8 protein-coding genes and 1 tRNA gene are annotated in these 12,020 nt (G+C 61.0%); 6 read left to right on the forward strand and 3 right to left on the reverse strand.

Going from position 1 to position 12,020, the window contains the following annotated elements; translation table 11 throughout:
* Nucleotides 1-159: 159 nt before the first annotated feature.
* Nucleotides 160-1,239, forward strand: coding sequence for a porin (locus Mame_RS13475; RefSeq protein WP_018063001.1), 1,080 nt, complete (start codon nucleotides 160-162; stop codon nucleotides 1,237-1,239).
* Between the two features lie 362 nt (nucleotides 1,240-1,601).
* Here Mame_RS13475 and Mame_RS13485 read toward each other — a convergent pair.
* Nucleotides 1,602-1,688 (reverse strand) — tRNA-Leu (locus Mame_RS13485).
* Nucleotides 1,689-2,208: 520 nt separating this feature from the next.
* Here Mame_RS13485 and Mame_RS13495 point away from each other — a divergent pair.
* Nucleotides 2,209-3,003 (forward strand): tetratricopeptide repeat protein, encoded by a 795-nt coding sequence (locus tag Mame_RS13495; protein ID WP_018063003.1) that lies wholly within the window; start codon nucleotides 2,209-2,211, stop codon nucleotides 3,001-3,003.
* A gap of 52 nt (nucleotides 3,004-3,055) precedes the next feature.
* Here the strand turns inward: Mame_RS13495 and xth are convergent, their stop codons facing one another.
* The gene (xth, locus tag Mame_RS13500) at nucleotides 3,056-3,847 is read right to left on the reverse strand and encodes an exodeoxyribonuclease III (protein WP_018063004.1); all 792 of its coding nucleotides are present in this window, start codon (nucleotides 3,845-3,847) and stop codon (nucleotides 3,056-3,058) included.
* A 486-nt stretch (nucleotides 3,848-4,333) separates the two neighbouring features.
* On the opposite strand from xth, the gene Mame_RS13505 reads away from it, so the two are divergent.
* Entirely contained in the window at nucleotides 4,334-5,683 is a 1,350-nt protein-coding gene (locus tag Mame_RS13505) for a uracil-xanthine permease family protein (RefSeq protein WP_018063005.1), read from the forward strand.
* A 496-nt stretch (nucleotides 5,684-6,179) separates the two neighbouring features.
* On the opposite strand, the gene erpA is transcribed toward Mame_RS13505, so the two are convergent.
* Nucleotides 6,180-6,512, reverse strand: a complete 333-nt coding sequence (erpA, locus tag Mame_RS13510; RefSeq protein ID WP_018063006.1) for an iron-sulfur cluster insertion protein ErpA — start codon at nucleotides 6,510-6,512, stop codon at nucleotides 6,180-6,182.
* Between the two features lie 180 nt (nucleotides 6,513-6,692).
* Between erpA and Mame_RS13515 the strand changes: the two genes are divergently transcribed.
* The 3 genes from Mame_RS13515 to Mame_RS13525 are packed head-to-tail and all read left to right on the forward strand — an operon-like array spanning nucleotide 6,693 to nucleotide 11,972.
* Complete coding sequence (locus Mame_RS13515; RefSeq protein ID WP_018063007.1) at nucleotides 6,693-7,910, forward strand: deoxyguanosinetriphosphate triphosphohydrolase; 1,218 nt, start codon at nucleotides 6,693-6,695, stop codon at nucleotides 7,908-7,910.
* Nucleotides 7,911-7,967: 57 nt separating this feature from the next.
* A complete protein-coding gene (argS, locus tag Mame_RS13520) occupies nucleotides 7,968-9,728 on the forward strand; it encodes an arginine--tRNA ligase (protein WP_018063008.1) in 1,761 nt (586 codons plus the stop codon).
* A 57-nt stretch (nucleotides 9,729-9,785) separates the two neighbouring features.
* Nucleotides 9,786-11,972, forward strand: a complete 2,187-nt coding sequence (locus Mame_RS13525) for an SPOR domain-containing protein (RefSeq protein WP_018063009.1) — start codon at nucleotides 9,786-9,788, stop codon at nucleotides 11,970-11,972.
* Nucleotides 11,973-12,020: the final 48 nt, after the last annotated feature.

Below are 12,020 nucleotides of genomic sequence, written 5' to 3' on the forward strand. Positions count from 1 at the left end.
GGCTATGCGGGCGATTGATGATTGCGATCGGGCGGCGGTCTTGTATGTTCATAGTCAGAAGCGAGGGTCTAGACAGCCCGATCTTCTTGAAACCCGGAATGGGGCAGGGAACGCTCAGGCGATAAACCCATTCCGCTTTAAAACCTTTTGGAGGTCATTATGAACGTGAAGAGCCTTCTTCTCGGCTCCGCTGCAGCAGTCGCGGCAGCTTCCGGCGCCCAGGCTGCCGACCCGGTTGTGGTCATCGAGCCTGTAGCTGCCAACTATGTAGAAATCTGCGACGCCTTTGGTGCCGGCTACTTCTACATCCCGGGTACTGAAACCTGCCTCGATATCGGTGGTTACATCCGTTTCCAGATTGACGCTCAGACCGGTGCGAATTCGCCGGATAGCTGGAACGTATGGACTCGCGGCCATATCGACATCTCTTCGAAGACCGAAACCGAACTCGGTGTTCTGACCGGTTTCATCTCGCTGAACTCCGAATATTATTCGGATGACGCTTCCACCGATACCTACCTCGACGAGACCTACCTCGCTCTTGGCGGGTTTCAGGCTGGTTACTTCAACAGCTATTGGGATCAGGGCCTTCTCGGCGAGATCGATGACCTGAACGGCCAGACCAAGTTCAACTCGGTCCGTTACGTTTACACCGGCGACGGTTTCGTAGGCGGCATCTCGCTCGACGCTCTTACGCCCTCGATGATCGGCCTGATGAATAGCGGCGACAATGTACCGCATCTCGGCGTTTCGGGCCGTATCGGCTTCCAGGCTGGCGGTGTTGGCGCCAAGCTCGATGTCGGTTACGACACCTACAACGAAGAAGCTGCTTTCCGCGCTATGGCCTCGCTGGCGCTTGGCCCGGGCGCTCTTGACCTCGGTGCTATCTATGCAACCGGCTGGAACGCTTATGCCGTTACCTACGGCGCCAACGACTTCCAGGATTACTCGCTGGCGACCCCGACCGTTATTCCGGGCGTATATGCCGAGTGGGCTCTGGCCGCCGGTTACAAGCTGAACGTAAGCGACAACTTCGCGATGACGCCTGCTGTTCAGTGGACCTCGGCTAACATTCCGGGTGCCGACAACGAGGACTTCTGGTCCGCTGGCGTACTCTTCGACTACACCATCGTTGAAGGTCTGAGCGCCAAGCTCAACGTTCGTTACACCGACACGCCTGATCAGTACTATGCTGATGATTACTGGGCTGGTTGGTTCCGTCTGCAGCGCGACTTCTAAGAAGACGCCTCTAGATATCAGGAAAAGCCCGGCCGTCTGGTCGGGCTTTTTCGTTGTGCAGAAGAGCGGTGACGTTCTCTGTGTTTTGCGGCCGGCGAGCCGGGTCTCCTTGCCGATTGTCCGGATGGCCTCGATTGCGGAAGTCGGCACCTGCTTTGTCTGCGGACGTCAATGAGGCGCAATGGCTGACGCGGAGTTCATTCAGCTCTGCAGTATTTCGGCGACCAGGCGCTCGTTCTCTGGGATGGGCGGTATTGCTGTAAAACGCCGAGCTGATCTGGATATGATTCGCCGCTTTTTCGGTCCGACTGTGCACCGCTGGAAGCGTCGACTGAGCGCCTGGTTGCTGTTCTCCGATAGGCTGGTGCGGACGGCGGGGGTCGAACCCGCATGACCATCCGGTCGAGGGATTTTAAGTCCCTTGCGTCTACCAGTTTCGCCACGCCCGCAACAGGTCTTCCCGAACACGGGAATGGCTCGACTTCCGCCTGGTCGCGTCGGAGAAGGGGTATCGACCTTTCCGGGTGCGTTTTGGCGAAGTTAAGCCGCAACCTGCATCGCTTCCCCGCAATCGGCGAAGCGGTGAGCGATGTGTAGTATGGCGAAGCGACTTCCGCAATAGAGCAAGGCAATTGGGGCGATGGTTCCACACGGGATCTGGAGGTGAACGGGCAGCGTTTGTCCGAGACCTCGCCTGGAGCGCGGGTCGGTGCGCTTGGCGGGAGAGCCGAGGCCTTCCCGCATCATCGGCATGTTAACGCTTTCCAATGAATCCGATGACTGTGGCTCTTCTGTCACAGCAATTGTTTCAGTTCTCTCGTACAAACGATCTCGGCGTTAGCGTCTATTTCCCGCCACAAACACGGGGCATGTGAAAGGGGACAGAGCGCGCAGCAGTCCGCCGGACGTGCGATCGCGGTTTTATCCGACAAGATCTTTGCGCCCTCGACAACGTGGTGAAATCGTTTGATGATGAAGGCAATTCTGAGACAGACAGGCGTGTATGTGGTGGCGGCGGGCTTGTTCGTCATGGCCAGCGCGCCGGTATCGGCCTTTGATATCTCCAATGACATACCCAAGGATTCCGGGCGTTTCGATCTCTTCCGCTTCGGCTTCAAGGCCTACAAGAACGGCGACAAGCAAAAGGCGGTCGAAGCCTATCGCTATGCGGCCGAGAAGGGCCATACCGGCTCGCGCTGGGCACTCGCGAATATGTATGCGTTCGGTGATGGCGTGCCGGAAAACGACTATGAGGCCTTCAAGGCCTATGCGGAGATCGTCAACCACGATGTCGAACCCGGCTCGCCCGATACCGGATTTTATGTCAATGCGCTTCTCGCGCTTGCCGGCTACTACAAGGCCGGCATTCCGGATACGCCGGTGGAGAAGGACCTGGCGCAGGCCCGTCAACTTTACTTTCAGGCCGCTTCCGTCTTCGGCAATCCCGAGGCGCAGTTTCAACTCGCCCAGATGATCCTGAATGGCGAGGGCGGCGCGAAGAATGTGCGCCTCGCCAAGAAATGGCTGAACCTCGCCAGAAAGAACGGCAATATCAGTGCGATGGCCGTTTTCGGCGACCTGATCTTCAACGAAGGCCAGCCGGTGCTCGGTCTTGCATATCTCACCATGGCGGCCGATCGTTGCCAGATCGGCGATTGCAGCTGGATTCGTGATCTGCAGGAAAAGTGCTTTTCCGTGGTGGACGAGAATGACCGCCGCGGCGCGATAGCGCTCGCGCATAATATGAGCACCGGTTCTCCCTGAGGCGCCACACATCCGAATGTGTGGCGCAGCCGGCATCCAAACCTCAAAGTTTCTAGGCCCAGGCGCAATCAAACTGGCAGATCACCGGCACATGGTCGGATGGCTTTTCCCAGCTTCGTACACTCTTGTCTATCGAGGTGGCCGCCAGCCTGTCGGCGGCTTCGGCCGATAGCAGCATATGATCGATGCGGATGCCGTTGTTCTTCTGCCAGGCTCCGGCCTGATAATCCCAGAATGTGTACTGACCTCCGGCCTCGTCGGCGCCGGCGACGGCATCGTAGAGCCCCAGCCCGAGCAATTCTGAAAAGGCCTCTCTGGTCTGCGGCAGGAACAGCGCGTCGCCCGCCCAGACGGCGGGATCGTGGCAGTCACAGGGGCGCGGAATGACATTGTAGTCGCCCGCCAGCACCAGCGGTTCCTCAAGGCTGAGCCGCTCTTTGGCCAGAGCTTTCAAACGCTCCATCCAGGCAAGCTTGTAGGGATATTTCGGCGTGTCAACGGGATTGCCGTTCGGCAGATAGATGGAGGCGACGCGGATCACACCGTCCTTCACGCTGAAGACACCTTCGATATAGCGCGACTGATCATCATCATGGCCATCTGAAAAGCCGCGCTGGACGTCTTCCGGCGCTTTCTTCGACAGAAGTGCTACGCCGTTGAAGCCTTTCTGGCCGTGCGTCTCCACGTGGTAGCCGAGGTCCTGAAAGGGGGTCGCCGGGAAATTCTCATCGACGGACTTGATCTCCTGCAGGCAGACAATGTCGGGCGATGCCATTTCCAGCCACCGGACCAGGTTTTCCTGCCGCGCCTTGATGCCGTTGATGTTCCAGGTGGCTATCTTCATGTCAAAATCCGTGTCCGCGACCGCATTGGGGAAACCGTTTCGCCCGTGCCAGGCGTTTCAGAGAAGCCATCCTTCACGACGCTTGCGTCGCGGCAACCGGGTCGCGCGATCATGCCGGATCAGGGGCGGGCAAGGAAGCCCCCGGCCGGCGTTAATCAACATGTCTTTGGCACGGCCGATAGCCAGACGGGCAAACGGCAGGTCGGCAGGGCGCGGTTTCGTCGGCTGCGCTTCCCTTGTGATTTGCCACAGAAATGAGCAGTTCGCGTTCTCGTTGCATGAATTCGTGCCTCAGGCGCGAGGCGCAAGCCATGCCGCTTCAGGCTGCCTCGGACAGTCGCCGGGATGCGAAACGTGTAATGGGCATAATTTTCGCTTCTTGCGCGCATGAAACATTATGTGACACATTTGTGGCACGGATGTTGCTTGGGACATTCGTGTAAGTGCGAGCGATAACAAGCGGCCAGGGCCGCGGGGGATGAACTAATGTCCGATCAACATCATATCATATACAAACTCAACGACGTGCCTTCGCCGGGCGCCTCGTTTCTGGCTGCCATACAGCACATTCTGGCCAGCATCATCGGCATCGTCACGCCGACGCTCATCATCGGCGGCGCTCTGGGGCTTGGCGTTCACATGCCGTATCTTCTGGCCATGTCGATGTTCGTCTCGGGCGTCGCGACCTTCATTCAGTGCCGGCGCATGGGGCCGGTTGGCTCCGGCCTTCTCAGCGTTCAGGGCACCAGCTTCGCCTTTCTCGGCGTCATTCTGGCGGCGGGTTTCGCGGTCAAGGGCAGGGGGGGCACGCCGGAGGACATTCTGGCGATGATTTTCGGGCTCTGCCTCGTCGGTTGCGTGGTCGAGATCGTGCTCAGCCAGTTCATCACCCGGATGGGCCGCATTGTCACGCCGACGGTGACCGGCATCGTCATCACCGTGATCGGCCTCAGCCTGGTGAAATCGGGCTTCACGGATTTTGCCGGCGGCGCCGGCGCCGGAGAAGCGCTTGGCGCGCCGGTCAATATCTTCCTCGGCCTGCTCGTTGTTGCGGTGATCATCTTCTTCTCGTTCTCGAAACAGCCCATGGTCAGGATCGCGGCGATCATGCTCGGCCTTCTGGTTGGCTTCATCGTTTCAATCTTCTTCGGCATGGTGAATTTTTCGCAACTCGGCACACAGCCCCTGTTTGCCGTTCCCGTGCCGCTGAAGTTCGGCCTGGATTTCGATCTCGGCCTGTTCATCCCGATCGCTTTCGTCTACCTGATCACCGCGATCGAGACGACCGGGGACCTGACGGCAAACTCGGTTATTTCGGGCGAGCCGGTTCAGGGCGATGTCTATCTGGACCGCATCAAGGGCGGCGTGCTCGCCGACGGCATAAATTCGGGGATTGCGGCGTTGTTCTGCACCTTCCCGAACACGACCTTCAGCCAGAACAACGGCGTTATCCAGATGACGGGCGTCGCCAGCCGCCATGTCGGGTTCTATATCGCGGGTATCCTCGTGGTGCTCGGCTTCTTCCCGATCATCGGCGGGGCGTTCCTGCTGGTGCCGAAGCCCGTGCTCGGCGGGGCAACCGTGGTGCTGTTCGGATCGATCGCTGTCGCGGGGATCAGGATTATTGCCTCCGAGCCGATCGACCATCGCAAGGTCTATATCATGGCGGTTTCGTTCGGCCTCGGGCTTGGCGTCACCCTGGTGCCCCAGTCGATGCAGCAGATGCCGGATATCATCCAGAAGGTGTTCGCGACGCCGATCACCCTGTCGGGCATTTCGGCCATCCTGCTTTCGCTCCTCATTCCGGAGCGGGCGGGCAAGACGATCGATGCCTGAAGCCGAGCGGGGGCTGCCTTGGGGGCCCCGGCTTTTGCAGCGTCCCGGACACCGCGTCCGGGGCGTTTTGTTTTGCTGGTGTGTCGGGAACGGAGCTGTTCTGCTGGTTGTCCAGGCGTTGCTCGCGATGGCGCGATCATATGACGGGCCTGAATAAAAAAGAACACCCCGGCGCAGGGATATGCCGGGGTGTTCCTGGAGGTCATCGCGAACGCGGCTGCCTGAAAGGCCAAGGTCGGTAGACGGCCGACTTAACCAACCCACGATGAATTTGGTCATAACGCCAAGCGCTATAAATTGAACGTAATCACTTGTCGTTCTTTAGTCAATCAGATGATTAAAAAATAAATCGCCGTGCGGCGAAAGGGGCATTGATGCCAGAAGCCTCAAAATGAAGGCTGCCGCAGACGCCCCTTGGCCCGGCCTTCGAACGTCGTTCGGAGAAGGTGCCGAGCGCCCACGAGTGGCAGCCAGCGCAGCGCTTTTGCAAGAACAATCAGATCGAGAAACTGGTGCCGCAGCCGCAGCTTGCGACCGCGTTCGGGTTCTGGATCTGGAAGGACTGGCCGAGCAGGTTGTCGACGAAGTCGATTTCCGATCCGGCCATGTAGACCAGTGAAATCTCGTCGATCAGCACTTTTGCGTCGCCGCGGGTAATCACGACGTCATCGGCTTCGGGGTCTTCGGCGAGATCGAACTTGTAGGAGAAGCCGGAGCAGCCGCCGCCTTCCACGGCAACGCGCAAGGCCTTCTTGCCGTCTTCGGCTGCGATGATTGCGGCGATCCTCTTGGCCGCCGCCTCTGAAAGCGTGACAGTCTTGGTGTCCATTGTCAGTCTCCTGAGCCCGGCAGGCGGGCTGAAATCGGTGTTTTGGCGCACGGAATGATCCACGCCTTCCAATGGCCTTTGATCTTAGTTAAGAACGGCGATGACAGCCGTCAACGGTCTATCTGCAACCGGGTGGCCGGCAGGACGCAAGCAGGAACGCTTCCCGCGACAGGAATAAGCATGACAATCGACAAATCGGCATTGGGTTTCGGCGATGTGGCGCTCGCGCCCTATGCCTGCAATCCGTGGAAAAGCCGCGGCCGGCTCTATCCCGAGCCCGACAGCCTGACGCGCTCGCCATTCCAGCGCGACCGCGACCGGATCATCCACACCACCGCCTTCCGCCGGCTGAAGCACAAGACCCAGGTGTTCATCGCCAATGACGGCGATCATTACCGCACACGCCTGACCCACACGATCGAGGTCGCGCAAGTCGCCCGCTCGCTCGCTCGCGCGTTGCGTCTGGACGAGGACCTCGCGGAAGGCGTGGCGCTGGTGCATGATTTCGGCCATACCCCGTTCGGCCATACCGGCGAGGATGCGCTGCACGAGAAGATGGCGGCCTATGGCGGCTTCGACCATAATGCGCAATCGCTCAGGATCGTGACCAAGCTGGAGCGCCGCTACGCCGAGTTCGACGGAATCAACCTGACATGGGAGGCGCTGGAGGGACTGGTCAAGCATAACGGCCCCTTGCAGGACGCCGAGGGGAAGGGCATTGGCGGGCCGGTTCCGCAGCCGATCCTCGACTATTGCGCCCGCCATGATCTCTGGCTTTCGACCCATGCCAGCATGGAGGCGCAGGTGGCCGCGATCGCCGACGATATCGCCTACAACACGCACGATATCGATGACGGGCTGCGCTCCGGCTATCTGAGCTACGACATGCTGGAGGAGGTGCCGTTTCTGGCCGGCCTGATGTATGAGGTTCGCGATCGCTATCCCGGGCTGGAATCGAGCCGCTTCACCAACGAGATCATGCGCCGGCAGATCACGGCGATGGTCGAGGATGTGATCGGCGTTGCCCAGGAGAACCTGCGCACGGTCGCGCCGCAATCGGCCGATGAGGTTCGCCGCGCCGGCATGACGCTGGCGACCTTCTCGCCGGCGATGGCGGAGATCGATCGCCAGATCAAGAAGCTGCTGTTCCACCATATCTACCGCAATCCGAATATCATGGTGATCCGCAAGGGCGCGGCGCAGATCGTTACCGACCTCTTCGACGCCTATATCGACGACCCGAAGCTGATGGGCGAGCATTCGTGGAGCGAGGGGATCGAGCGGCTGGAGCCGGCCCAGCTTGCCCGGCATGTCGCCGACTATCTCGCCGGCATGACCGACACCTATGCCTACAACACGCACCGCCAGTTGTTTGACCATACCCCTGATTTACGGTAGGAGCGCGGCAAACTGCGCCCTTTTGCGCCGGTCGCGCGGCGGCGGATGGAAATTGACATGAACCTTTTTACCGATTTCGAACAGAGACTGAACGAACAACTGCTGACGATTGCCGAAATCGCGGAAAAGCGCGACACGCTGGATTTCGCCCGCATCGTGGTTGAGCCGCCGCGCGACCCGAGCCATGGCGATATTGCCGTCAACGCCGCGCTGGTGCTGTCCAAACCGCTTGAGACCAAGCCGCGCGACCTTGCCGAAAAGATCGTCGCCGCGCTTGAGGCCGATGAGGATATCGCCGAGCTTTCGATCGCCGGCCCGGGCTTCATCAATATCCGGCTTTCGCCGCGCTACTGGCAGCGCGTTCTGCTGGCGCTGGTCCGTGAAGGCGAGGATTTCGGCCGCAGCGAAATTGGCAAGGGCCGCAAGATCAACGTCGAATATGTCTCCGCCAATCCGACCGGGCCGATGCATGTGGGCCATTGCCGCGGCGCGGTGGTGGGTGACACGCTCGCCAATATCCTGGATTACGCCGGCTTCGCGGTGACCAAGGAATATTACATCAACGATGCCGGCGCCCAGGTCGATGTGCTCGCCCGCTCGGCATTCCTGCGCTATCGCGAGGCGCTGGGCGAGACGATCGGTGACATCCCGGAGGGGCTTTATCCCGGCGACTATCTCGTACCCGTTGGCGAAGCGCTGAAGGCGGAATTTGGACCATCGCTGCTTAATCTGCCGGAAGACCAGTGGATGCCGATCGTCAAGGACCGGGCGATCGATGCCATGATGGAGATGATCCGCGCCGATCTCGCCGCCCTCAACGTCACCCACGAGGTGTTCTTCTCCGAGCGGCAGCTTCATGCCGACGATGCTGCGGCGATCCGTTCGGCGATCAACGACCTCACCTTCAAGGGCCATGTCTACAAGGGCACGCTGCCGCCGCCGAAGGGGCAGGTGCCCGAAGACTGGGAGGATCGCGAGCAGACGCTGTTCCGCTCCACCGAAGTGGGTGACGATATCGATCGACCGCTGATCAAGTCGGATGGCAGCTACACCTATTTCGCCGCCGACGTTGCCTATTTCCGCGACAAGTACGAACGCGGCTTCGACGAGATGGTCTATATTCTCGGCGCCGACCACGGCGGCTACGTGAAGCGGCTGGAAGCGCTCGCCAAGGCGGTGTCCGGCGGCAAGGCGAAGCTGACGGTGCTGTTGTGCCAGATGGTCAAGCTGATGCGCGGCGGGCAGGAACTCAAGATGTCGAAGCGCTCCGGCAATTTCGTGACGCTGCGCGAGGTCGTCGACGAGGTCGGCCGCGATTCCGTGCGGTTCATGATGCTGTATCGCAAGAGCAGCGAGCCGCTCGATTTCGACTTCGCCAAGGTTACCGAGCAATCCAAGGACAATCCGGTATTCTATGTCCAGTATGCGCATGCGCGCTGCATGTCTGTCCTGCGGCAGGCCCAGGAGAACTTCCCGGGACTGGATATTTCACAAAAAACACTGGAAGATGCGGTAAAGCAGGCGACTTACGAGCCGGAAGAACTTAGAGTTGTAGCCAGGCTTGCGGAATATCCGCGGGTAGTCGAATCGGCGGCGACAATGCACGAGCCGCATCGGCTGGCGTTTTATCTCTATGATCTGGCGTCGCAATTCCATTCCCATTGGAATAAAGGGAAGGAAAAGCAGGAGTTACGCTTTATTAATGAGAGTGACAGACAATCAACGATTGCGAAGCTCGGACTCGTATATTCTGTCGCTGCCGTATTGCGTTCCGGACTGGCTCTCACGGGAACCGACGCGCCGCAGGAAATGCGTTAGGTCCACCTGCACTCTCCCGTCGGCCTTGCGGCCGATGGCAGCATTGGTGGTTTGAAAATGGCAGACAAGAACAAGCCGGGTAGCGGCAATAATGGCGGCTTTGACGGGGACGATCCCTTTGCCGAACTGGCGAGGCTGATCGGCACGTCCGACAATGAGCCGCCGCGCCGACAGGAAGGTCCGTATCCGCCGGAAACGGCGGATGACCTGACGGACGAGCTGTTGCGCGAGTTCGATTCCTTTCGCGGTCCTTCCGAACGTTCCGACCCGCCGTCGCGCCATGCGGCCGAGCCATCCTTCGCGCCGGAAGAGGAGGAACGCTACGACGAGCCCCAGCCCTTCGAGCCCGAGGAGCAGCCTGCTTCGATCTGGGACAGCATGCCGGCCGAGCCCGCGCCCGAGGAAGAGCAGCCGGATGATTTCGGCAGCTTCGAATTGCGCGGCTCGCTTGGCGGATACGAGCCGCAACAGCCCCGTCAGTCCGATGTAATGCCGCCCGTCGATGAGCCCGTTGCGTCCCCGCCGCCATACCCGCCGGAGCCGGAATACGCGCCGGAGCCTCCGCTCCAACCGGAACCGGAATACCAACCGGAACCCGCATACGAGCCAGAGCCGCGCCAGCCGGCGGCGCATGAGGATCAGGAGCTCGATCTCGACCTCGACGAAATCGCGCTTGAGCTTTCGGAGCTCGAACTGGCCGATGACGGCCCGGGACCGCTGGACGACGTGGCGGCCGGCGACGACGACAGTGACGGCGATTTCGATCCGGCAGCGCTGATTTCGACAGAGGAGCCGCCCGCGCCGGTTGACGAACTCGACCTGCCGCCTATGGGCGATGACGAAGTCGTGCCGGCCCGCGCCTCCGCCGAGCCCTACGAATTCGATCTCGACGAGGAGCTTGCCGATGTACTGGCGAGCCAGCCGGCTCTGGTCGATCCGCTGCAGGAGGCGCCGGCGCAGCCGGACCTGCCCGAGGAGCTTGACTATTATGGCGCGGCGCAGGGCGAGGCTTATGACGAGCCCCTTCGGCAGACAGTGCCTCCGCAGGCTGGCTACAACGAGGCTGCGGAGGGCTTTGAAACCGCGGCCGATGAGGACTATTACGACTTTGACGATCGCGAGCGCCGTCCGGGCCTGCTGCCTGCGACCTTCCTTGGGGCAGGGCGCGTCGCCCTGATCGGCATTGCCGCGGTTGCGCTGGCCGTGCTGTTCGTGTTCGCGGGCATGCGCTATTTCGCCGGCGACAGCGGCGGCGAACCGGTGGTCATCACCGCGGAGAATTCGAGCGTCAAAGAGGCGCCGGAGGATCCGGGTGGCGAGGTTGTCCCCAACCAGGACAACGCCGTCTTCAATGATGTGTCCGGAACGTTGGCCGAGGCGCCGCGTCAGAACAGCCTGATCGCCTCCGACCAGGAGCCGACCGATGTCGAAAGCGTCGCGCCCAACCCGCTGGCCGGCAGTGCCGCGAGCGGCACTGCCGATACAGGCGGTCTCGAGCCGCGCAAGGTCAGAACCATGATCGTCAGGCCGGACGGCACGCTGGTCGAGCGCGAACCGCTTCAAATCAGCAGTTCGTCTTCGTCCGGGGTCAGAAAGCTTGAGACTCAGACCGCGCTGCCGAATGAAACCGGTCAGCTTGTCACCTCCATGCCTCAGGATAGTGCGAATGCCGGCGCGAGCGGTGAGACCGCGACGCCGTCCTTGGCGCCGGCTTCTGGAGGGTCGGACGAAACGGCAACGCCGCCCGTTACCGAGCCTGCCACCGTGGCTGACGCCGCTGCTCTGGATGCCGGCGATGCGACGGAGGAGCCGGCCGCGACGGAAGAGCCGGTACAGGATTTCGGCATCGCCAATGTGCCGCTGCCGATGCCGCGGCCGCCCGGCGGCGCGCCCGCGCGCGTTGCCGCCGCCAGCCCGGCTCCCGCAGCAGCCGCGTCGGTCACCGCGTCTGCCGCTACGGCACCTGCCGCAGCTGCGCCTCAGCCGAGCGCGCAGTCGACATCTGCCTACGCTATGCAGATCGCATCGCTGCCTTCGGTCGAGGAGGCGCAGCAGGCCTATCGGCGGCTCAGCGCCCAGCATCCCTCGGTCCTCGGACGGCGACCGGTGGAGATCGTTCCTGCGACGATTGCAGGCAAGGGGACGTTCTATCGGGTACGCATCGGTGCATCCAGCCTTTCCGAAGCGCTTTCGCTGTGCGAACGCTACAAGGCGGAAGGCGGAAGCTGCTTCGTTCCGCGCTGATTTATTCCGCGTTTGACGCGGAATTGGTGTTTTTGCAGTGCAGGACCA

Source organism: Martelella mediterranea DSM 17316 (assembly GCF_002043005.1).
GTDB lineage: Bacteria > Pseudomonadota > Alphaproteobacteria > Rhizobiales > Rhizobiaceae > Martelella > Martelella mediterranea.

Excerpts from the sequence above, each read along its gene's own strand:
- Mame_RS13475 (WP_018063001.1), top strand. The coding sequence starts at position 160 with ATGAACGTGAAGAGCCTTCTTCTCGGCTCCGCTGCAGCAGTCGCGGCA.
- Mame_RS13495 (WP_018063003.1), top strand. The coding sequence starts at position 2,209 with ATGATGAAGGCAATTCTGAGACAGACAGGCGTGTATGTGGTGGCGGCG.
- xth (WP_018063004.1), bottom strand. The coding sequence starts at position 3,847 with ATGAAGATAGCCACCTGGAACATCAACGGCATCAAGGCGCGGCAGGAA.
- Mame_RS13505 (WP_018063005.1), top strand. The coding sequence starts at position 4,334 with ATGTCCGATCAACATCATATCATATACAAACTCAACGACGTGCCTTCG.
- erpA (WP_018063006.1), bottom strand. The coding sequence starts at position 6,512 with ATGGACACCAAGACTGTCACGCTTTCAGAGGCGGCGGCCAAGAGGATC.
- Mame_RS13515 (WP_018063007.1), top strand. The coding sequence starts at position 6,693 with ATGACAATCGACAAATCGGCATTGGGTTTCGGCGATGTGGCGCTCGCG.
- argS (WP_018063008.1), top strand. The coding sequence starts at position 7,968 with ATGAACCTTTTTACCGATTTCGAACAGAGACTGAACGAACAACTGCTG.
- Mame_RS13525 (WP_018063009.1), top strand. The coding sequence starts at position 9,786 with ATGGCAGACAAGAACAAGCCGGGTAGCGGCAATAATGGCGGCTTTGAC.